The following is a 20,128-nucleotide window of genomic DNA, read 5'->3' as shown; positions in this document are numbered from 1 at the left end:
ATATGGACAGCGCTGATTACACGGCGGTGGCGCTCCGACTCGCCAACGCCGACCTGAGCAGCCTGACCGCGGTCCGCGCCGCACTGCACGACGAGCCGTGGTGGGCCGACCGGCTGCACGAATCCGACCTGGCCGTGCTGCGCGAGGTCGGCGCCGGTCTGCGCCGCGCGCTGGACGCCCTTCTCGCCGACGACGGCGACACCGCGCTCGTTGAGATCAACAACCTGCTGGCCGCGCACCCGCCGCGGCCCCGCCTGTCCGGGCACGGCGGCCGCGACGGCGCCCCGAACTGGCACGTCCACGTGGCGGGACCGGACGCCCCGGCGGTCGACGAGGTCGCGGCGGCAGCCGCCTGGGGCCTGGCGCAGGGCGTCGTCCAGCACGGCACCACCCGCTGGGGGCGCTGCCAGGCCGAAAGCTGCGACACCTACTTCCTGGACACCTCGACCAACCAGGCGAAGCGCTTCTGCTCACCCCGCTGCGCGAACCGCATGCACGTGGCGGCCTTCCGGGCCCGCCGCCGCAGCTGACCCCACCCGGTGCGGCGCCACGCCTGACCAGCTCCGCAGGCGCACCTGGAGAAACCCGGGTCCGGTGCGTCAGGGCAACAGGGGTGCCTTGTCCAGGGCGCTGCGGATGTCGGCCAGGATGTCCTCCGCCGCGCCCTGCGCCGTGAAACCCGACGCCAGGCGGTGACCCCCGCCACCGCACAGCTCCGCCGCGTGACCGACGTCCATCCGGCCGTCCGCGCGCAGCGACACCGACCAGTGCTGCGGCGCCGTCTCCTTGAGCACCGCCGCGACCTCGGCCTCGCTGGTCGTGCGCACCACGTCGATGACGCTGTCGACGTCCTCGCTGCGCAGGCCCTCCGAGTCGGCCAACCGCACCGTCGCGTGCACCAGCCCCAGCCCCTGCGCCGCCTCCGGCTCCAGGTGGGCCGCGCCCAGCACGTCCGACAGCATCCGCATCCAGCGGAACGGGTGCGTGTCCAGCAGCGGACGCGTCGTCGCCTCCGGGTCGACGCCCGCCTCCAGCAGCCGCGCGGCAACCCGGTGTGTCGAGGCGCTGGCGTGCCGGAACGAGCGGGTGTCGGTCACCAGCCCCGCGTACAGGCACCGCGCGATCGGCAGGTCCAGCTCCGCACCCAGCTCGTCGAGCAGGCGCAGCACGATCATCACCGTCGCCTCGGCGGTCTCGTCCACCACGTGCAGCGTGCCGTAGCGGGTGTTGGAGACGTGGTGGTCGATGACGATCACGTCCCCACCAGCGGCGATGGTGGCACCGACGCGGTCGGCGAGCCGCCCGAGCCGCTGCAGGCTGCCGGTGTCGCACACCACCAGCGTCGGCGGCGCCGCGGGCACCGCGTCGGCCGGCACCACCAGGCCGTCGTGGTCCAGGTCACGCAACGACAGCGGCGGCTGGTCGGGCATGCCGAACGCGACTCGCACCGCACAGCCCCGCCGCCGCAGCGCCCGGCCCAGCCCCAGGGCGCTGCCGAGCGCGTCAGCATCCGGGTTGACGTGCGCGAACAACGTCACGTCCGAGGCCGCGGACAACACCCGCGCAGCCTCGGCCACAACCGGGGCGAGCGCGTCGCCGCCACCCCCGGTATCAGGTTGCCCGCGCACAGGTTCACCTCCACGCCATCGGTGGCCCGGACGACCACCGATGCCCAACGCACCCGATGCTGCGCTGCGACTCAACCACTCTGTGGCCCACCACGCACATCGGCGTCCGCGGAGACCTCCGGTTCCACACCGTCGGTGCCCGGCTCGTCATTGTTGGTGCTGGTGCGGTACGGGTCGGCGTCCCCGGCGGGCACCGCGCCGGAGGCCAGCCGGGCGACCTCCTCGTCGGCCTCCCTGGCCTTGGCGAGCAGTTCCTCCAACCGCCGCGCGTTGTCCGGCACCGTGTCGGCGACGAACGTCAGCGTCGGGGTGAACCGGACTCCGGTCTGCTGCCCAACCCGCGACCGCAGCACCCCGGTGGCGCTGGCCAGTGCGGCGGCCGTCGACGCGTAGTCCGCCTCGTCGCCGAAGACGGTGTAGTAGACAGTGGCGTCCCGCAGGTCGGGGGTGACCCGGGCGTCGGTGATCGTCACCATCGCCAGCCGCGGATCCTTCACCTCGTACTCCAGCCCGGACGCCACGATCTGGGCGATGCGCTTGGCCAACCTGCGGGCGCGCGCCGTATCAGCCACGGCGCACCTCCTTCACCAGAAAGCTTCGATTTCTTGTGCGCGGCGTTGCACCGCTCGCCGTGGGTGCGCGGTCGGCGGCGCACGCCCACACGGCCACGGGACTAGTCCTCGGGCCCCAGCATGCGCTGCCGAGCCGACAGCAGGTCGAGCTCGGGGCGCGCGGCGACCAGCCGCTCGCACGCCTCCAGCACCTCGCGCACGTGCCCGGCGGTGCCGGACACCGCAGCAACCCCCAACAGCGCCCGGCGGTGCAGGTCCTGGTTCCCGGCCTCGGAAACCGCGACCTCGTAGCGACGCCGCAGCTCGGCCAGCACCGGCCGCACGACAGCGCGCTTCTGCTTCAGGGAGTGGACGTCGCCGAGCAGCACGTCCAGTTCGAGCACACCCACGTACATGTGTTCCTCAAGCCGGGGCCGACCGCCGTGCAGGGGGCCGCCGTGGCGACCCCCTGCGCGACCAGACTCACTCGCGCGGCTTCTCGCGCATCTCGTAGGGCTCGATCACGTCGCCGACCTTGATGTCGTTGTACGACCCCAGGGTCAGACCGCACTCGAAGCCCTCGCGGACCTCGTTGGCGTCGTCCTTGAACCGGCGCAGCGAGTTGATGCTGAGGTTCTCGGCGACCACCACGTTGTCGCGCAGCAGACGCGCCTTGGCGTTGCGCCTGATGACGCCCTCGGTGACCATGCAGCCCGCGATGGTGCCGACCCGGGAGGACCGGAAGATCTCGCGGACCTCGGCCTTGCCGAGCTGCACCTCCTCGTACTCGGGCTTGAGCATGCCCTTGAGGGCCTGCTCGATGTCCTCGATCGCCCGGTAGATCACCGAGTAGTACCGGATCTCCACGCCCTCGCGGTTGGCGACCTCGGCCGCCTTGCCCTCGGCCCGGACGTTGAAGCCCAGGACGATGGTGTTCTCCGCGGTGGCGAGGTTGATGTCGGACTCGGTGATGCCACCGACGCCACGGTGGATCACCCGCAGCTCGACGTCGTCGCCGACCTCGATCTTCATCAGGGACTCCTCGAGCGCCTCGACGGTACCCGAGTTGTCACCCTTGATGATCAGGTTGAGCTGGCTGGTGTCCTTGAGCACCTTGTCCAGGTCCTCGAGGCTGACCCGCTTGCGCTTGGCCGCGTTCTGCGCCTCGCGGATGCGGGCCCCGCGGCGGTCGGCGATCTGCCGGGCCACCCGGTCCTCGTCGACCACCAGGAACGTGTCGCCCGCGCCCGGCACCGACGTGAAGCCGATGACCTGCACCGGCCGCGACGGCAGCGCCTCCGGCACGTCCTCGTCGTTCTCGTTGATCATCCGCCGGACGCGCCCGTAGGCGTCGCCGGCGACCACCGAATCGCCGACCCGCAGCGTGCCGCGCTGCACCAGCACCGTGGCCACCGGACCGCGACCGCGGTCCAGGTGCGCCTCGATCGCCACGCCCTGCGCCGGCAGGTTCGGGTTGGCCCGCAGGTCCAGGGTGGCGTCCGCGGTGAGCAGGATCGCCTCCAGCAGGCTGTCGATGTTGGTGCCCTGCTTGGCGGAGATGTCGACGAACATGGTGTCGCCGCCGTACTCCTCGGCCACCAGGTTGTACTCGGTCAGCTGCTGGCGGATCTTGGCCGGGTTGGCGCCCTCGACGTCGATCTTGTTGACCGCGACCACGATCGGCACCCCCGCCGCCTGGGCGTGGTTGATCGCCTCCACCGTCTGCGGCATGACGCCGTCGTCGGCCGCCACCACCAGCACGGCGATGTCGGTCGACTTGGCACCACGGGCACGCATCGCGGTGAACGCCTCGTGCCCCGGGGTGTCGATGAAGGTGATCGGCCGCTCGACACCCTCCAGCTCGGTGACGACCTGGTAGGCGCCGATGTGCTGGGTGATGCCGCCGGCCTCGCCCGCCTGGACGTTGGTCTTGCGGATCGTGTCCAGCAGCCGCGTCTTGCCGTGGTCGACGTGACCCATGACGGTCACCACCGGCGGCCGCGGCACCAGCTCCTCGTCGGAGCTGCCCGGGTCGCCGAAGCTGATGTCGAACGACTCCAGCAGCTCCCGGTCCTCGTCCTCCGGCGAGACCATCTCGACCTGGTAGTTCATCTCCTGGCCGAGGAGCTCCAGCACCTCGTCGGACACCGACTGGGTCGCGGTCACCATCTCGCCGAGGTGGAACATCGCCTGCACCAGCGAGGCCGGGTTGGCGTTGATCTTCTCGGCGAAGTCGGTCAGCGAGGCACCGCGGCGCAGACGCACGGTCTCGCCGTTGCCGCGCGGGAGGCGGACGCCGCCGACCGACGGCGCCTGCATGTTCTCCATGTACTCCTGGCGCTTCTGCCGCTTGGACTTGCGGCCGCGCTTGGCCGGACCGCCGGGACGGCCGAAGGCACCGGCCGTACCGCCGCGACCACCGGGACCGCCCGGACGGCCACCGCCGCCGGGACGCCCGCGGAAGCCACCGGCCGGGGCGCCGCTGGGCGCACCGCCGCCACCGCGGAAGCCGCCGCCCCCACCGGGACGACCGCCGCCGCGACCACCACCGCCGGGGCCACCGCGACCGCCGCGGCCACCGCCGCCGGGACCACCGCCGCTGCGCGGGGGCCGGGGCGGCATCATGCCCGGGTTCGGGCGCGGCGGCATCATGCCCGGGTTCGGACGCGGCGCGCCGCCCTCACCGCGGGGCGCACCGCTGCCGGCGGCCGGGGCCGTACCGGCACCCTGCTGACCGCCGCCCTGACGCTGACCGCCGGGACGCCCCGGGCCCTGACCACCCGGGCGGCCGCCCGGGCCGGGACGCGGCGCGCGCTGCTGCGGGGCACCGCTGCCGACGCCGAACGGGTTGTTGCCGACGCGCGGCGGACGCGGGCCCGGCTTGGGGGCCTGCGGCCGTGGCGGCACGACGCCCGTGTCGCCGTTGCCACCCGGCTTCGGACCGGGCTTGGGGCCCGGCTTGGGGGGCTGCGGCCGCGGCGCGGCCTTGGCGGCCGGCGCCTGCTCGGCGGGCTTGGTTTCCGGTGCGGGCTTGGGGCCCGGCTTGGGACCCGGCTTCGGACCGGGCTTGGGGCGTTCGGCCGCCGGGGGCTCCGGGCGCGGGCCCGGCTTCGGGCCGGGCTTGGGCGCGCCGGTGTCGCCACGCGCCGGGCGCGGCTCCGCCGGGGCGGGCTTGCCGCTGCCGTTGGCCTGCTTCGGCGCCGCCGGCTTGGCGAACGCATCGCGCAGCCTGCGCGCCACCGGGGCCTCCACGGTGGAGGACGCAGACTTGACGTACTCGCCCTGCTCGGCGAGCTTGTTCAGTACTTCCTTGCTGGTAACACCGAGCTCTTTGGCGAGCTCATGTACGCGGGCCTTGCCTGCCACTGCTCTCCTCATCTGGGTGAGGCCGGGCGGCAGTCCCGCTCGACCTCGTCCTATCGCCGATGCGCGTTCATGGCTTCAGCTTCACGGCTGATTCATGACGGGTCGACCTGCTTTCCTTCAGTTGCCTGGCGCGGAACGCGTTCCGCGTCGGTCATGTCGTGAGCCACCGGCTGCGGTTGCCCGGCCAGGTGCTCCTGGACGGCTGAGGTGTCGAGAGATCCCGGCACACGGAGTGCACGCGGAAACGCCCGGCGCCGCTCGGCCAGACGCAGACACGCCGGATCGGGATGCAACCACGCTCCCCGGCCCGGTCGCCGGCGTCGTGGATCGGGAACGGCGGCGGGACCAGCCCGGCCGACCTCAGCCACCACACGCAGCAGCTCGGAGCACGACGTCCGGGTACGACAACCCACGCAGGTACGCACCGGCCCGCGGCTGGCGCCGCATTCACCGGACACACTGCTGCGGATTGCTGCTCCCCTCGCGTCGAACCTCTTGTGATTCTAACCCGACGACCTCACTCGGCCGAACCCGCGGTCGGCAGTCCGCCCACCGCCGGGTCCAGACCAGCCGCCGACGCGGGCGGCTGGGCCGGACCCTGGCCAGTCGGCGCGCTCGGGTCGGCATCGCTGCGGATGTCGATCCGCCACCCGGTCAACCGGGCGGCCAACCGGGCGTTCTGGCCTTCCTTGCCGATCGCCAGCGACAGCTGGAAATCAGGCACGACCACCCGCGCGGTCCTGGTGCGCTCGTCGACGACCTCCACCGAGACTACCTTGGCCGGCGACAGCGCGTTGCCGACGAACGTCGCCGGGTCGTCGGAGTAGTCGATGATGTCGATCTTCTCGCCGCCGAGCTCGCTCATCACGTTGCGCACCCGCGCCCCCATCGGACCGATGCAGGCGCCCTTGGCGTTGACCCCGCTGACCGTCGACCGGACCGCGATCTTGGACCGGTGCCCGGCCTCGCGGGCCACCGCCGGGATCTCCACGGTGCCGTCGGCGATCTCGGGCACCTCCAGCGCGAACAGCCGCCGGACCAGGTTCGGGTGCGTGCGCGACAGCGTGATCTGCGGTCCCCGCGCACTCCGTGAAACGCCGACGACGTAGCACTTGATCCGGGTGCCGTGCTCGTAGTTCTCCCCGGGCACCTGCTCCGCGGCCGGAATCACGCCCTCGCTGTCGCCGACCTGCACGACGACCATGCCGCGCGAGTTCGCGCGGGCGTCGCGCTGGATGACGCCGCCGAGGATCTCGCCCTCCTTGGTCGAGAACTCGCCGAAGGTCCGCTCGTGCTCGGCGTCGCGCAGCCGCTGGAGGATGACCTGGCGCGCGGTCGTCGCCGCGATGCGGCCGAAGCCCTCCGGCGTGTCGTCCCATTCCTCCTGCACGCTGCCGTCCGGGGCCAAGGTGTGGGCGATGACGCGCACGACACCGGTCTTGCGGTCCACCTCCACCCGCGCGTGCGGCTGGTGCCCCTCGGTGTGGCGGTATGCGGTGAGCAGTGCCGATTCGATCGCTTCCAGGACCGTCTCGAACGGGATGTCCTTGTCGCGTTCGATCGCCCGCAGCGCCGCGATGTCGACGTTCACCTCGACTCCTCCGTGTCTTCCCGGTCGTCCCCCTGCTGGGAAACGCCGCTCGCAGCCCGCTCCAGCTTGGCCAAGTCCTCCGCGGGTGGCTGCTGGAACTCCACCTCGACCACCGCGCGTTCGACATCACAGTAGGCCACCCGGCGGAGTTCGCCGCCGACCAGCACCGTGACCCCTTCATCATCCGCGCTGCCGACCCGGGCCACCAACTTCTGGCCGTCGACCAGGCGGATTTTGACCAGCCGGTAGCGCGCCCGCCGCCAGTGCCGCGGGAGGGTCAGCGGGCGGTCCACGCCCGGCGAGGTGACCTCCAGCGTGTAGGAACCGGCCAGGACGTGCTCGTGCGCGTCCAGCACCTCCGACACGGCGCGGCTGACGTCGGAGATCTCGTCGAGGCCGACCCCGTCGTCGGAGTCGATAACGACCTTGATCAGCCGGCGGCGACCGGCCTGCTGCACGTCGAACTGCTCCAGGTCGAAGCCCTTGCGGGCGACGGCCTCGGCCACGACGGGCTCCAGCTGCGCGGCGATGGCACCACGCGGCGGGCTGGACACGTTGGCACTCCTACGTCTCGATCGGGGTCTGGTTCGCCGCCGGGCGGCCGGTGGCGCCCGGGGTTGCCCGCGGCCAGTGCCGCACGTGCCCGGCCGCGGTCGCCCAGGGTATCGCGTCCACCCGCACCCGAGCGCGGCATGGGAGCCCAACGATCGGCGGAATGCGCCGCCGACCGCGTGCCGGATCGGCCGGGATGGCCTATGGGCGGTGCTGGTGCGGGGCGCGCGGCGGGCCGACCATGATCGCTGGCAGGATAGGACGCCGTGGAATCCCCCTCGCGAGCCCGGCTGGTGGGGCGGCGCAGCGTGCTGCGGCTGTTCGCGGCCGCGCCGGCGGTCGCCGCGCTGACCGCGGCGTGCAGCTCGACGCCCGAACCCGATCCGCTGGTGGCACTGGCCACCGCGGCGAAGTCCGACGCACAGCTGGCGAGGGCGATCGCCCAGGCGCACCCCAGGCTGGCGGCGGCCGCTCGCGAGGTCGCCGCGGCCCGCACCGCGCACGCCGAGGCGCTGCAGCGGGAGATCGACCGCGTCAACCCCCGCGACCCGCAGGACCCGCCGTCGGTTCCCGAACCCGGCCCGCAGACCGCCCCGCACAGCGCGAACGCGGCGGCGAACGCCCTGCTCGAAGCGCTGCGCGTTGCGCAGGAGAACGCGGCGCAGCTGGTGCCCGGGCTGTCCGACTACCGGGCGGGGCTGGTCGGGTCGGTGTCGGCGAGCTGCGCGTGCCTGCGGGAGGTGCTCGGATGACGGAGCTTTCGGACGAGGCCGCCATCGCGCTGCGCAGCGCGGTCAGCGCGGAGCAGGCGGCGCTGTGGGTCTACGGGTTGGCCACCGCGTTCGCGGGCTACGACCGCGTGCTCACCGCGATCAGCGACGCCGAGAAGCAGCACCGCAGGCTGCGCGACGCGGCGGAGCGGGTGATCCGCGACGCCGGGCAGACCCCGCCGCCGGCGCAGCCCGCCTACGACGTCGGGGAACCGGTGCGCGACCGGAGATCGGCGATCGCGCTGCTGATCAGGGCCGAGAACGACTGCCAGGTCGGCTGGCGGTCGGTGCTGGAGAACAGCCAGGACCCGACGCTGCGGGTCACCGCCCTCGACGGGTTGACGACCGCCGCGACGCGGGCCACCCGGTGGCGGCTCACCATCGGCCAGCAGCCCGCCGCCCAGCACTTCCCCGGCCAGCCCTGACCGTGCTGCCCGGGCCCGTGGTAAAGCCGCTTCCCGCTCGTCCGGGTTCCGGGGAACGAGCCGGGCGGCTCACTGCGGGGAGCGGTCCTGGGGCCAGCCGAGCTTGAGCGCCTCGTTGGTCACGTCCAGCAGCGCTGGGTCCTTGTTCGGCGTGGATTTGTCGAAGTACGCCGAGTCGCCGATCACCACGAGCCGGTCCTGACGGCCGGAGGCGTAGGCGTCGTCGTCCAGTTTCGGCATGCCCTTCGTGCCGTCGCGGCCGTCGTCGACCAGATCGCGGATGTTGCCGGTGCCGTCCTTGGTGGTCAGCTCGTTGAGCCGCTGCGCGCTGGCCGCGTCCGGCATGAGCACGGTGATCACCGAGGTCAGCACGCGGTCGCCGTTGGGCAGCCGGGTGCTGTAGAGGGCCCGGGTGAGGTGTTCGCACTCCTGGTTCCGGAAGTACTCCCTGATCCGGTTTGTGGACACCTGCTGGCAGCCCTGGAACCCCTCTTCGCGGCGGATCGGGGTGAAGTCATAGCGCATCGGCGGGGCGGGGGGCGGGGCGTCGGCCTCGTCGTCGGCGGGCTTGAGCCACAGCCAGATCAGGCCGGACAGCACCGAGATCGCCAGCAGGCCGAGCCCGCGCAGGGCCCAGCCCATCGGCGTGATGCGCCTGCCGCTCGGCGGCGGCACCGGGGCCTGTCGGGCCGTCGGCGGGTTGGTGCGCGGCGGGGGCGGCGGCGGTGCCGCCGGGGCCTGGTGGGGCGGGGGCGCGAAGGCCGGTCGGGTTGGTTCCTCCGCTGCGCGATCCGGCCTGATCAGCGAGTTGTCGCGACGCAGCGGGGTGGTTTCGCGCTGCGTGTTCGCTTGTGCTCCCGTCATCTGTTCGGGCACACCCTGTCGGTCCGGCACGGGCACCAACGGTAGCGCCTGCTGATTACAAGACGGACACTCCGGGACGGTCAGCGCAGCGCACGCACCGCGCGTTCGACGTCGGACGCGGTGTTGTACAGGTGGAACGACAACCGAGCCCGGCCCGCCCGCGCGGCGCAGGCGATCCCGGCGGCGGTGAGCTTCGACACGGCGTCGGGCACCGGCACCGAGACGATCGCCGACCCCGCCGGGGGCAGGCCCAGCTCGGCGCGGAACGCGTCGGCCAACCCGGTGCAGTGCTCGGCCACCGCGGCCAGGTCCAGCCCGCTCAGCCAGTCCATCGAGACGGCGGCCCCGACCTGCGCCAGCCAGGTTGGCGACAGGTCGAGCGCGCGGGCGTCGCCGGCCAACCGCAGGGGCAGCCCGTAGGTGCTGTCCCACGGGTCCTCGCCCGCGTACCAGTTGACGTTGTTGGGCCGCAGCGGCGGCGCGTCCGGGTGGATCGCGAGCCAGGCCGCTCCGCGGGGCGCCAGCACGAAGTCGGCGGGCCCGTCCTGCCCGCGGCCCCAGCGCGCCACCGACTCCGCCACGGCCCGGGCCGCGTCCGCGGGCGGGATGCCGATGCTGGCGGTGTTCAGGTACCCGTCCGGGACGTCGAAGGTCCTGCCGAATGCTTCGCGCACGCACGCATCCTCGCACCGGCCGAGCCGGGTGCGGAACGGCTGCCTACGGTGGGTGTCATGCACAGCGAGGAGATCGAGATCCGGACCGGCAGCACCGAGGTCGTCCACGACCTGGGCGCCGAGATTGACCGCTTCCTGCGCTCGGTCGACGCCGCCGACGGCCTGCTGCACGTGTGGGTGCCGCACGCGACGGCGGGCCTGGCGATCATCGAGACCGGTGCGGGCAGCGACGACGACCTGCTCGCCGCGCTGCGGGACCTGCTGCCGGCGGACGACCGCTGGCGGCACCGGCACGGCTCGCGCGGGCACGGCCGGGACCACGTGCTGCCCGCGTTCGTCCCGCCGTACGCGTCGGTGCCGGTGCTGGACGGCCGGCTGGCGCTGGGCACGTGGCAGTCGGTGTGCCTGGTGGACACCAATGTGGACAACCCCGTCCGCCGCGTCCGGTTGAGCTTCCTGCCCGGCTGATCGCGGATCTTGCGCGGGGTGTGGTGGTGCGCGCACCCTGTGCTCTCGTGACGACAACGGTGACGGGTTCGCGACGGCTGGCCCGGGTGGTGTCCGCGGGTGTGGTCGGCACGACCGTCGAGTTCTACGACTTCTTCCTGTACGGCGCGGCGGCGGCCACCGTGTTCGGCCCGGTGTTCTTCCCGCACCGGGACGGGCTGCTCGGCGTGCTGCTGGCGCTGGTGACCTACGCCGTCGGCTTCGCCGCGCGGCCGCTGGGCGGGTTGGTGTTCGGCCACTTCGGGGACCGGGTTGGCCGCAAGAGGCTGCTGGTGGTCAGCCTGCTGCTGATGGGGTCGGCGTCGGTGCTGATCGGTCTGCTGCCGGGCTACCAGCAGATCGGGGTCGTCGCGCCGCTGCTGCTGACGGTGCTGCGGCTGGTGCAGGGGTTCGCGCTGGGCGGGGAGTTCGGCGGCGCGGTGCTGCTGGTCGCCGAGCACGGCCCGCGCGAGCGGCGCGGCTTCTGGACGTCGTGGCCGCAAACCGGCGGGCCGCTGGGCAATCTGCTCGCCACGGCCGCGCTCGCCGCGGTCGCAGCCGGGACGAGCACCGCGGAGTACGCGGCGTGGGGCTGGCGGATCCCGTTCCTGGCGTCGGTCCTGCTGGTCGTCGTGGGCCTGTGGATTCGGTTGCGGGTGGCCGAGTCACCGCTGTTCCAGGCGGTCGCCGAGGATCGGCGGGAGGCGCGGGCCCCCGTGCTCGAGGCGCTGCGGCGGCACCCGCGGGCGGTGTTCGCGGTGTTCGCCGCGCGGGTCGGCGAGAACGCCGCGTTCTACGTCTTCACCATCTTCCTGCTGGTGTACGCGGGCAGCCTCGGCATCCCCACGGCGGTCACCACGGCGGCCGTCACCGTGGGGTCGCTGGCGCAGGCGCTGGCGATGCTCGGCGGTGGCGCGCTGTCCGACCAACTGGGCCGCCGCCCGGTGGCGGTCACCGCCGCCCTCGGGTGTGCGCTGTGGACGGTCATCTTCTTCCCGCTGGTCGCCAGCCGCGAACCGGCGCTGCTGTTCCTCGCGGTGGTGGTCGGGCTGCTGCTGCACGGCACGATGACCGGCGCCCAGTCGGCGTTCTACGCCGAGCTCTTCGGCACCTCGGTCCGCTACTCCGGGGTGTCGCTGGGCTACCAGGCGGCCACGGTCCTGGCGGGCGCGGCGGCGCCGCTGGCGGGCACGGCGCTGCTGCGCGCGACGCACTCGGCGATCCCGGTGGCGATCATGCTGATCTGCTGCCTGGCGCTGACGACGTTGGGCATGGCGGTGGTGACGGAGACCGCCCGCAGCGAGCTCGCGCGGTGACCGCGCGGCGCCGGCCTGGCAGGATGGTGCGGTGGACCGACTCGTGCTGTGGGACATCGACCTCACCCTCGTCGACGCCAGGGGGTTCGGCCCGCGCTGGTACCGGCAGGCGCTGCACGAGGTCACCGGCCGGGCCCTGCGGCGTATGCCGGAGACCGCGGGCCGCACCGAGCTGGCGATCACCACCGACGTGCTCGGCATCCACGGCGTGCCCGCCGACCCGCCCACCGTCGCCGCCATGTTCGCGGCGCTGACCAGCGCCGTCGCCGCGACCCGCGACGAGCTGTCCGAGCGGGGCAGCGCCCTGCCCGGGGCGGCGCGGGCGCTCAGCGCGCTGGCCGCCGAGCCGGGGTTCGTCCAGACGCTGGTGACCGGGAACCTTCCGGAGGTCGCCTTCCACAAGCTCGAGTCGTTCGGCCTGCACCACCACGTCGATTTCGAGATCGGCGGCTACGGCACCAACTCGCTGCACCGGCACGACCTGATCTCCGAGTCGGTCGCGAAGGCGGCCGACCGGCACGCCACGTCGCTGTCGCCCGACTCCGTGGTGGTCGTCGGCGACACCCCGCACGACGTGGCGGGCGCGCTGCGTTTCGGGGCGATCGCGGTGGGGGTCGCGACGGGCCGCAGCAGCGCGGAGGAGCTCCACGCCGCCGGCGCACACGCCGTCCTCCCAAACCTCGCCGACACCGAAGCCGTCCTCGCAACCCTGTCGCAAGCAGGCATTCCCAACTGCAGGCAAAACCGGAAACACCCAAAAACCGGAAACCTCGGATAGGCCGGGGTTCCCGGTCGTGTCCATCGTGGTGGGTGAACGCGCGAAAGGCACCTCCGGGGCGGGAGGTGCCTTTCGGGCGGGATGATTCAGCTGCGGACGACGTCGGTGATGTGCTGGACGGCGTTGTCGACCTCGACCTCGGTGCGCTCACCGGAGCGGCGGTCGCGGACCTCCACCACGCCCCTGGTCAGGCCCTTGCCCACCACCAGGATCGTCGGCACGCCCAGCAGTTCGGCGTCGGCGAACTTCACACCCGGCGACACCGTGCGGTCGTCCAGGATCACCTCCACACCGGCCGTGTCGAGCTCCGCGGCGATGCCCTCCGCGCGCTCCCGGATCGCCTCGTCCTTGCCGGCGATGACCACGTGCACGTCTGCGGGCGCCACCTCGCGCGGCCACACCAGGCCGTGCTCGTCGTGGCTCTGCTCGGCGATCGCCGCCACCAGCCGGGACACCCCGATGCCGTAGGAGCCCATGGTGATCCGCTTCGGCTTGCCGTCCTGTCCCAGGGCGTCCAGCGAGAACGCGTCGGCGTACTTGCGGCCGAGTTGGAAGATGTGGCCGATCTCGATGCCACGCGCGGCGATCAGGGTGCCACGCCCGTCCGGCGACGGGTCGCCCTCGCGGACCTCGGCGGCCTCGATGGTGCCGTCCGGCGTGAAGTCCCGCCCGCACACCAGGTCCAGCACGTGGTGGTCGGTCTTGTCCGCCCCGGTGACCCAGGCCGTGCCCGGCACCACCCGCGGGTCGACGAGGTAGCGCACCCCGTTGTCCTGCAGGGCCTTCGGCCCGATGTAGCCCTTCACCAGGAACGGGTTGGCGGCGAAGTCGGCCTCCTCCAGCAGCGCCACCTCGGCGGGCGCCACCGACGCCTCCAGGCGCTTCATGTCGACCTCGCGGTCACCCGGCACGCCCACGGCCAGCAGCTCCCACTCTTCGGCGCCGGGCTGCCTGGTCTTGACCAGCACGTTCTTCAGCGTGTCGGCCGCGGTGAACGTGCGGTCGGTGTTGGCGTTGAGGAAGTCGACCAGCGACTGGATCGTCGGCGTGTTCGGGGTGTGGTGCACCTCGGCGGGCGGCAGGCCCTCCACGGGCCGCGCGGGCGGCGCGGGAGTGACCACGGCCTCCACGTTCGCGGCGAAGTCCGACTCGGTGCTGCGGACGAAGGTGTCCTCCCCGGTCTCGCTCTCCGCGAGGAACTCCTCCGACGCCGAACCGCCCATCGCCCCGGAGGTGGCCGACACGATCACGTACCGCAGCCCGACCCGGTCGAAGATCCGGATGTAGGCGTCGCGGTGCAGCTGGTAGGAGGCGGTCAGGCCCTCGTCATCGAGGTCGAAGGAGTAGGAGTCCTTCATGACGAACTCGCGACCGCGCAGGATGCCCGCCCGCGGCCGCTCCTCGTCGCGGTACTTGGTCTGGATCTGGTACAGGATGACCGGGTAGTCCTTGTAGGAGCTGTACTCGCCCTTGACGGTGAGCGCGAACAGCTCCTCGTGGGTGGGGCCGAGCAGGTAGTCGGCGCCCTTGCGGTCCTTGAGCCGGAACAGGTTGGGGCCGTACTCGGTCCACCGGTTGGTGGCCTCGTAGGGCTCCTTCGGCAGCAGCGCGGGGAAGTGGATCTCCTGCGCGCCGATGGCGTTCATCTCCTCGCGCACGATCTCCTCGATCCGGCGCAGGACCCGCAGGCCCAGCGGCAGCCAGGAGTAGATGCCGGGCGCGACCCGACGGACGTAGCCGGCGCGGACGAGCAGCTTGTGGCTCGGCACCTCGGCGTCGGCCGGATCCTCGCGCAGCGTACGCAGGAACAACGTCGACATCCTCGTGATCACGGTGCTGGCTCCTCGTCCGGGCTGATTCGTCACCGGCAGGGTATCGAGTGCCCCCGGGCCCACCACCAGCGGATACCCGCAGCGCCCGGCGCCTGCCGGAACGCCCGGCCAACGCGCCCCCACGCATGGTCATCCTCGACCGCGGTCGCGAGCTCTCGGACCCGCCCCCCATGGAGTTCGTGCTGCCCGAACGTCTTCCGCGTGACGAGCGGCCGCTGAGCCGGATGGCCCATTGTCGGGCCGCCCGCCTTGCGGTTACCTCGGGGCGAACACCTTTTGCGGAAGGGGTGTCGATGTCGGCTCAGCAGGCACGCCACGAACACCACCCGTGGGCCGAGCTCGGTCTGCGCGTGCGACTGCTGGCGCAGGGAGCGCTCACCTGGTTCTCCGCCTGGCGCGGCGACGCCCTGGCCCGCACGCTCCGCGCCCCGTGGCGCGACAACCCGTACCCGCTCTACGCGCAGCTGCGCGCGCAGGGTCCGCTGGTCCGCAGCAAGCTGGGCGCACTGGCGTGCACCACGCACGAGCTGTGCGACTCGGTGCTGCGGGACCGGCGGTTCGGCGTGCGCACCAGCGACGGCTCCTACGGCGATCCCTCCGCCGCGGCGGTCGACCTGCAGCTGTCGCTACTGGAGATGGACCCGCCGGACCACTCCCGGCTGCGCAAGCTCGCGGCCCCCGGGTTCCGGCCCCGCCGCCTGGAGAGATACCGGCAGCGCATCGAGGACGTCGCACACGACCTGCTGGACCGGGCCGTCGAGCGCGGGGAGTTCGACCTCGTGCGCGACTTCGCCTCGCCGCTGCCGATCCGGGTGATCTGCGAACTGCTGGGGCTGCCACAACTGGACGCGGAACGCCTGGCGCACCACGGGACGGTGCTGGGCGGTGCGCTCGACGGAATCCGCTCGGTGCGCCACCTGCGGCAGATGCGCGAATCGTTCGCCGAACTCGACGCGCTGTTCGAACGGCTCATCGAGGAGCGCCGCGCCCAGCCGGGCGAGGACGTGGTCAGCGACCTCGTCGCGGCCCTGGAGGAGGGCGAGCTCACCAGCACCGAGCTGGTGCACCTGTGCGACCTGCTGCTGGTGGCGGGCTTCGAGACGACCGTCAACCTGATCGGTAACGGCACGCTGGCGCTGCTCAGGCACCCGCAGCAGTGGGACCTGCTGCGCGACGACCCGACCCTGGCAGCGGCCGTCGTCGAGGAAACGCTGCGCTGGGACCCGCCGGTGCAGATGACCATGCGCATCGCCCACGAACCGGTGGAACTGGCCGGTCGGCGGCTGCGGACGGACACGCCCGTGCTGGTCCTGCTCGCGGCGGCCGGACGGGACCCGGCGGTGCACCCGGACCCGGAGCGGTTCGACATCACCCGCCCGGACCGGGGTGAGCACCTCGCGTTCTCCTCGGGGATCCACTACTGCCTCGGCGCCCCGCTGGCCCGCCTGGAGGCGGAGATCGCCTTTCGGGCCCTGGCAACCCGCCTGCCGGACCTCCGCCGAGCAGGAGCGGCGGTCCGCCGCCCCACCTCGGTGATCCACGGCCTCACCTCCCTCCCGGTCACCACCGGCAGAACCCTCACCCCGACCTGATCTCGGGGGCTTTCGACTTCGAGCATTGGTTGGGTGGGCGTGGCTGGTTTCCTTCGCTTCTCCTTCGATGTAGTGGAACAGCGTTCGACGCCCACGGTCGGTTCGGCCGTGGAACGCCGTCGGGGGCGTGGTGGGGGGCGGGCTCGGGGACCGCTTAGGGTGGTGGGGTGTTGGTTCTGCTTCCTCCTTCGGAGACCAAGGCGACGGGCGGTGCCGGTGCTCCGCTGCAGCTCGACGCTCTGTCATACCCGGAGTTGACCGACACCAGGCGGAAGCTAATCGAGGCACTGTCCACATTGGCCGATGATGTGCCCGCGAGCCTCACCGCGCTCGGGTTGTCCGAGCGGCAGGTCGAGGAGGTGCAGCGCAACGCCGAGTTGTGGGACTCCCCCACCGCCCCGGCGCTGGAGCGCTACACCGGGGTGCTCTACGACGCCCTCGACGTGCGGTCATTGTCGGCCGCGGAGCGCAAGCAGGCCGATGCCCGGCTCGCCGTCGCGTCGGCGCTGTTCGGCGTCGTGCGCGGTACCGACGCGATCCCGGCCTACCGGTTGTCCGGCGGGAACTCACTGCCCGGGCTCGGCACGCTGCGCAGCGTGTGGCGGCCGGTGCTGGAGCCGGTGCTGGCCGAGGTCGACGACCTCGTGGTGGATCTGCGGTCCGGTGCCTACGCCGCGCTGGCCCGCATCCCGAACGCTGTCGAGGTGCGCGTGTTGTCGAAGGACGCCCTGGGTCGGCGCAAGGTCGTCAGCCACCACAACAAGTCCCACAAGGGCAGGCTGGCCCGCGCCCTGGCGCAGTGCCCGGACGAGCCGGAGACCGTGGAGGACCTCATCGACGTCGCCCTCGACGCGGGTCTGCGGGTGGAGCGCGAGGCGGCCCGCAAGCTCTGCGTCGTCGTCGACGCCTGACGCTGCCCAGCCCTCACCGGTTCCGCGTGAACAGCGGCTCAGCACCGCCCACCGGCCGGCGCTGAGCCGCGCGGTCAGTCCTCCTTCAGGCCCGCCACCGGGCCGATGACGATCACGGCCGGCGGCTTGATGCCGTGGCTGCGGACGTCGTCGGCGACCGCGGCGAGCGTGGTGCGCAGCGACCGCTGGGTGCTCGTGGTGCCCTCCTGGACCACCGCGACCGGGGTGTCGCCGGGGCGGCCGTTTCTGACCAGCACCTCGGCGAAGGCCGCGATGCGCTGCACCGCCATCAGCAGCACCAGCGTGCCGCGCAGGCGGGCCAGCACCGACCAGTCCACCAGCGACCGCTCGTCGTCCGGGGCGACGTGGCCGGAGACGACCACCACCTCGTGCGCCACACCCCGGTGCGTCACCGGCACGCCGGCCACGGCGGGCGCGGCGAACGCGCTGGTCACACCGGGCACGACGGTGACGGGCACGCCCGCTTCCGCGCAGGCCAGCAGTTCCTCGAAACCGCGGCCGAAGACGTAGGGGTCGCCGCCCTTGAGCCGGACCACGAACCTGCCCGCCCGGGCGTTGTCGATCAACGTGCGGTTGATGACCTCCTGGTTGGCCGCCCGCCCGTAGGGAATCTTGGACGCGTCGACGACCTCGACGTGCGGCCCCAGTTCCTCGAGCAGTTCACGCGGCGCCAGGTGGTCGGTGATGACCACGTCGGCCTTGGCGAGCAGCCGCCGCCCGCGCACCGTGATGAGGTCCGGTGCGCCGGGGCCACCGCCGATCAGCGCCACCCCGGGCGCCGGGGGTTCGGCGTGCTCGTCGACCACGCCCGCCTGCAGCGCCTCCAGCAGCGCGTCGCGGACCGCCGCGCTGCGCCGCGGCATGCCGCCCGCGAGCACGCCGAGCAGCAGCCCGTCGTGCTCGGCGACCGCGGGTGTCACCGCGCTGCCCTCGGTGGCGCGGTCGGACCGGACGCAGAACACCCGCCGGCGCTCCGCTTCCGCACCGACCGCGGCGTTGACCGCGGCGTCGGAGGTGGCGGCCACGGCGTACCAGGCGCCTTCGAGGTCACCGTCGCGGTAGCCGCGGCGGCTCCAGGTGATCTCCCCGGCCGCGGCCAGGGCCTCCACCGCCGGGGTCGCGGCGGGCGCGATCACCTCGACGTCCGCCCCGGCGCTGATCAGGCGGGGCAGTCGCCGCTGCGCGACGGTGCCCGCGCCGATCACCACGACTCGACGTCCGGTGAGGTCGAGCCCGGCGAGGTAGTGCTTATCGGGTTGAGTGGCCATGTGCGTGTCCGTGTCCGTGACCGTGCCCGGTCGGATCGTCGGGGTGGTGGTGCGGTGTCTGCGGTGCGCCCAGCTTGTCCTCGAACCCCGGCAGCAGCACCCGATAGGCGCAGGTGTCGCAGTTCATCCGGATGTCGCCGTGCAGCGCCTCGTGGTAGCGCTCCACGACGAGGTCCGCCAGGGCATCGCAGTCTCCCAGGTATCCGGCGACGCGGACGTCGATGTCCGGCGCGGAGCTCGCGTACTCGCGGGCTTGCGCGACCACGCGTTGCGGCAGCACGCCGTCGAACAGGAAGTACGGGGCGACCACGATGCGCTTCGCGCCGAGCCTGCGGGCCCGCTCCAGCCCACCGGGTACGTCCGGCGGTGCCAGGGAGATGAACGCGGTCTCAACCGTGTCGAAACCGCAGGTCTCCTGCAAGAGCCGTGAGACCTTGCACACTTCGGCGTTGGCGTCCGGGTCGGTGGAACCGCGGCCGACGAGCACGACCGCGGTGTCGGCCCACTGCTCGCGCGGCACCACGGCGTCGATCCGCTCGGCCAGCAGCTCCAGCAGCACCGGGTGCGGCCCGAGGGGACGGCCGTACACGAACGAGGTGCCGGGGTGACGGCGGACCTCCCGCTCCAGGGCTGCCGGGATGTCGCCCTTGCCGTGCCCGGCCGCGACCAGCACCAGCGGCACCGCGGCCATCCGGCGATGCCCGCGCTCGACGAGCCGGGTCCACGCCTCGGTGACCGCGGGCGCGGACAGCTCGATGAACCCGCCCTCGGTGTCGACCCCGGCAGCCGCCATCCGGGCGCGGAGGCGGTCGAGGAAGGCGTGGAACTCGGCCACGCCGCCGTCGTCCACCGTGCCGTGGCCCACGACGAGCAGCGGTTCGGTCACCGGTCACCTCCAGGTTCTGCCCAGTAGAGCAGGGCGTTGATCACGGCCGCGGCGATCGCCGCACCGCCGCGTTCGGTCAGGGTGCTCGCGGCCGGTAGGCCGCTTCGGCGCAGGGCGGCCTTGGCGTCGACGGCACCGACGAAGCCGACCGGGACGCCGACGACGAGCGCGGGCCGGACCTGCCCGGCCGCGGCGAGACGGACCAGCTCGAACAGCGCGGTCGGGGCGTTGCCGATGGCCCACACCGCGCCGTCGGGGTGCGCCTCGGCGGCCAGCCGGATGCCGGCGGCGGAGCGGGTCAGCCCGGCGTCCGCGGCGAGTTCGGCGACGCCGGGGCGGTCGAGGCCGACCTCGGCGGGGCGGGCGGTGATCCCGGCGGCGACCATGCGCACGTCGGTGATCAGTGGGGCGTCGGCGAGCAGCGCCGCGCGGCCCGCGCGCAACGCCGCCTCGTCGGCGGCGACCTCACCGGTCCAGGTGGGGTCGGCGGTGGTGTGCACGACGCGTTCGACGACCGCTCTGGTCAACGGCGGGAAGTGCGCGAAGTCGGCCCGGGACCGCATGATGCGGTAGGACTCGGTTTCGATCGGGTGCACGGCACGCCGCATCGGGCCGCC

At 72.9% G+C, this 20,128-nt stretch carries 21 protein-coding genes; 8 read left to right on the top strand and 13 right to left on the bottom strand.

Annotated features, from left to right (window positions below):
• Window positions 1–2: 2 nt before the first annotated feature.
• The gene (locus IEY17_RS04660; protein ID WP_188985801.1) at window positions 3–530 is read left to right on the top strand and encodes a CGNR zinc finger domain-containing protein; all 528 of its coding nucleotides are present in this window, start codon (window positions 3–5) and stop codon (window positions 528–530) included.
• A 69-nt stretch (window positions 531–599) separates the two neighbouring features.
• On the opposite strand, the gene IEY17_RS04655 is transcribed toward IEY17_RS04660, so the two are convergent.
• The 7 genes from IEY17_RS04655 to rimP all read right to left on the bottom strand — a co-directional run bounded on the left by IEY17_RS04655 (window position 600) and on the right by rimP (window position 7,690).
• A complete protein-coding gene (locus tag IEY17_RS04655; protein WP_188985799.1) occupies window positions 600–1,628 on the bottom strand; it encodes a DHH family phosphoesterase in 1,029 nt (342 codons plus the stop codon).
• Between the two features lie 71 nt (window positions 1,629–1,699).
• A complete protein-coding gene (gene rbfA / locus IEY17_RS04650) occupies window positions 1,700–2,200 on the bottom strand; it encodes a 30S ribosome-binding factor RbfA (protein ID WP_188985797.1) in 501 nt (166 codons plus the stop codon).
• A 101-nt stretch (window positions 2,201–2,301) separates the two neighbouring features.
• The gene (locus tag IEY17_RS04645) at window positions 2,302–2,595 is read right to left on the bottom strand and encodes a DUF503 domain-containing protein (RefSeq protein WP_188985795.1); all 294 of its coding nucleotides are present in this window, start codon (window positions 2,593–2,595) and stop codon (window positions 2,302–2,304) included.
• 67 nt (window positions 2,596–2,662) lie between these two features.
• Window positions 2,663–5,545 (bottom strand): translation initiation factor IF-2, encoded by a 2,883-nt coding sequence (infB, locus tag IEY17_RS04640; RefSeq protein WP_229679843.1) that lies wholly within the window; start codon window positions 5,543–5,545, stop codon window positions 2,663–2,665.
• Between the two features lie 92 nt (window positions 5,546–5,637).
• Window positions 5,638–5,913 carry a DUF448 domain-containing protein gene (locus tag IEY17_RS04635; protein WP_229679842.1) on the bottom strand — a complete coding sequence of 92 codons (276 nt, stop codon included), beginning with the start codon at window positions 5,911–5,913 and terminating at the stop codon, window positions 5,638–5,640.
• 149 nt (window positions 5,914–6,062) lie between these two features.
• Entirely contained in the window at window positions 6,063–7,136 is a 1,074-nt protein-coding gene (nusA, locus tag IEY17_RS04630) for a transcription termination factor NusA (RefSeq protein ID WP_188985789.1), read from the bottom strand.
• Window positions 7,133–7,690, bottom strand: coding sequence for a ribosome maturation factor RimP (gene rimP, locus IEY17_RS04625; protein WP_188985787.1), 558 nt, complete (start codon window positions 7,688–7,690; stop codon window positions 7,133–7,135). The genes nusA and rimP overlap by 4 nt, the downstream gene beginning before the upstream one ends.
• 264 nt (window positions 7,691–7,954) lie before the next feature.
• Between rimP and IEY17_RS04620 the strand changes: the two genes are divergently transcribed.
• Both IEY17_RS04620 and IEY17_RS04615 read left to right on the top strand, forming a co-directional pair.
• Complete coding sequence (locus IEY17_RS04620) at window positions 7,955–8,440, top strand: hypothetical protein (RefSeq protein ID WP_188985785.1); 486 nt, start codon at window positions 7,955–7,957, stop codon at window positions 8,438–8,440.
• On the top strand, window positions 8,437–8,883 hold the full coding sequence (locus IEY17_RS04615) for a ferritin-like domain-containing protein (protein ID WP_188985783.1): 447 nt from the start codon (window positions 8,437–8,439) through the stop codon (window positions 8,881–8,883). Before IEY17_RS04620 ends, IEY17_RS04615 begins: the two co-directional genes overlap by 4 nt.
• 69 nt (window positions 8,884–8,952) lie before the next feature.
• On the opposite strand, the gene IEY17_RS04610 is transcribed toward IEY17_RS04615, so the two are convergent.
• Together IEY17_RS04610 and IEY17_RS04605 are read right to left on the bottom strand one after the other, a co-directional pair.
• Window positions 8,953–9,747, bottom strand: a complete 795-nt coding sequence (locus IEY17_RS04610) for a hypothetical protein (protein ID WP_229679841.1) — start codon at window positions 9,745–9,747, stop codon at window positions 8,953–8,955.
• An 80-nt stretch (window positions 9,748–9,827) separates the two neighbouring features.
• A complete protein-coding gene (locus tag IEY17_RS04605) occupies window positions 9,828–10,421 on the bottom strand; it encodes an aminotransferase class V-fold PLP-dependent enzyme (RefSeq protein WP_188985782.1) in 594 nt (197 codons plus the stop codon).
• Window positions 10,422–10,478: 57 nt separating this feature from the next.
• On the opposite strand from IEY17_RS04605, the gene IEY17_RS04600 reads away from it, so the two are divergent.
• From IEY17_RS04600 to IEY17_RS04590, 3 genes are read left to right on the top strand one after another with little or no spacing between them, the layout of a single operon-like run.
• Window positions 10,479–10,889, top strand: a complete 411-nt coding sequence (locus IEY17_RS04600) for a secondary thiamine-phosphate synthase enzyme YjbQ (protein WP_188985780.1) — start codon at window positions 10,479–10,481, stop codon at window positions 10,887–10,889.
• Between the two features lie 47 nt (window positions 10,890–10,936).
• Complete coding sequence (locus IEY17_RS04595) at window positions 10,937–12,223, top strand: MFS transporter (RefSeq protein WP_229679840.1); 1,287 nt, start codon at window positions 10,937–10,939, stop codon at window positions 12,221–12,223.
• 31 nt (window positions 12,224–12,254) lie between these two features.
• On the top strand, window positions 12,255–13,001 hold the full coding sequence (locus IEY17_RS04590; RefSeq protein ID WP_188985778.1) for an HAD family hydrolase: 747 nt from the start codon (window positions 12,255–12,257) through the stop codon (window positions 12,999–13,001).
• 86 nt (window positions 13,002–13,087) lie between these two features.
• On the opposite strand, the gene IEY17_RS04585 is transcribed toward IEY17_RS04590, so the two are convergent.
• Window positions 13,088–14,833: a proline--tRNA ligase gene (locus IEY17_RS04585; protein ID WP_188985776.1), complete on the bottom strand. Its 1,746-nt coding sequence runs from the start codon at window positions 14,831–14,833 to the stop codon at window positions 13,088–13,090.
• A gap of 293 nt (window positions 14,834–15,126) precedes the next feature.
• On the opposite strand from IEY17_RS04585, the gene IEY17_RS04580 reads away from it, so the two are divergent.
• Complete coding sequence (locus IEY17_RS04580) at window positions 15,127–16,425, top strand: cytochrome P450 (RefSeq protein WP_188985774.1); 1,299 nt, start codon at window positions 15,127–15,129, stop codon at window positions 16,423–16,425.
• A gap of 167 nt (window positions 16,426–16,592) precedes the next feature.
• A complete protein-coding gene (gene yaaA / locus IEY17_RS04575) occupies window positions 16,593–17,336 on the top strand; it encodes a peroxide stress protein YaaA (protein ID WP_188985772.1) in 744 nt (247 codons plus the stop codon).
• A 74-nt stretch (window positions 17,337–17,410) separates the two neighbouring features.
• On the opposite strand, the gene cobA is transcribed toward yaaA, so the two are convergent.
• The 3 genes from cobA to IEY17_RS04560 are packed head-to-tail and all read right to left on the bottom strand — an operon-like array spanning window position 17,411 to window position 20,119.
• On the bottom strand, window positions 17,411–18,625 hold the full coding sequence (gene cobA / locus IEY17_RS04570; RefSeq protein ID WP_188985770.1) for a uroporphyrinogen-III C-methyltransferase: 1,215 nt from the start codon (window positions 18,623–18,625) through the stop codon (window positions 17,411–17,413).
• Window positions 18,606–19,511, bottom strand: coding sequence for a sirohydrochlorin chelatase (locus IEY17_RS04565; RefSeq protein ID WP_188985768.1), 906 nt, complete (start codon window positions 19,509–19,511; stop codon window positions 18,606–18,608). Before IEY17_RS04565 ends, cobA begins: the two co-directional genes overlap by 20 nt.
• Complete coding sequence (locus IEY17_RS04560; protein ID WP_188986279.1) at window positions 19,508–20,119, bottom strand: precorrin-8X methylmutase; 612 nt, start codon at window positions 20,117–20,119, stop codon at window positions 19,508–19,510. Before IEY17_RS04560 ends, IEY17_RS04565 begins: the two co-directional genes overlap by 4 nt.
• Between the last annotated feature and the right edge of the window lie 9 nt (window positions 20,120–20,128).

The organism is Saccharopolyspora thermophila, assembly GCF_014646075.1.
GTDB lineage: Bacteria > Actinomycetota > Actinomycetes > Mycobacteriales > Pseudonocardiaceae > Saccharopolyspora > Saccharopolyspora thermophila.
This window is presented reverse-complemented; position numbering and strand designations above follow the sequence as displayed.

What these genes read in the sequence shown, in the direction of transcription:
- IEY17_RS04610 (WP_229679841.1), bottom strand. Translation starts at nt 9,747, where the DNA reads ATGACGGGAGCACAAGCGAACACGCAGCGCGAAACCACCCCGCTGCGT.
- IEY17_RS04645 (WP_188985795.1), bottom strand. Translation starts at nt 2,595, where the DNA reads ATGTACGTGGGTGTGCTCGAACTGGACGTGCTGCTCGGCGACGTCCAC.
- IEY17_RS04615 (WP_188985783.1), top strand. Translation starts at nt 8,437, where the DNA reads ATGACGGAGCTTTCGGACGAGGCCGCCATCGCGCTGCGCAGCGCGGTC.
- IEY17_RS04600 (WP_188985780.1), top strand. Translation starts at nt 10,479, where the DNA reads ATGCACAGCGAGGAGATCGAGATCCGGACCGGCAGCACCGAGGTCGTC.
- IEY17_RS04560 (WP_188986279.1), bottom strand. Translation starts at nt 20,119, where the DNA reads ATGCGGCGTGCCGTGCACCCGATCGAAACCGAGTCCTACCGCATCATG.
- IEY17_RS04660 (WP_188985801.1), top strand. Translation starts at nt 3, where the DNA reads ATGGACAGCGCTGATTACACGGCGGTGGCGCTCCGACTCGCCAACGCC.
- cobA (WP_188985770.1), bottom strand. Translation starts at nt 18,625, where the DNA reads ATGGCCACTCAACCCGATAAGCACTACCTCGCCGGGCTCGACCTCACC.
- IEY17_RS04580 (WP_188985774.1), top strand. Translation starts at nt 15,127, where the DNA reads ATGTCGGCTCAGCAGGCACGCCACGAACACCACCCGTGGGCCGAGCTC.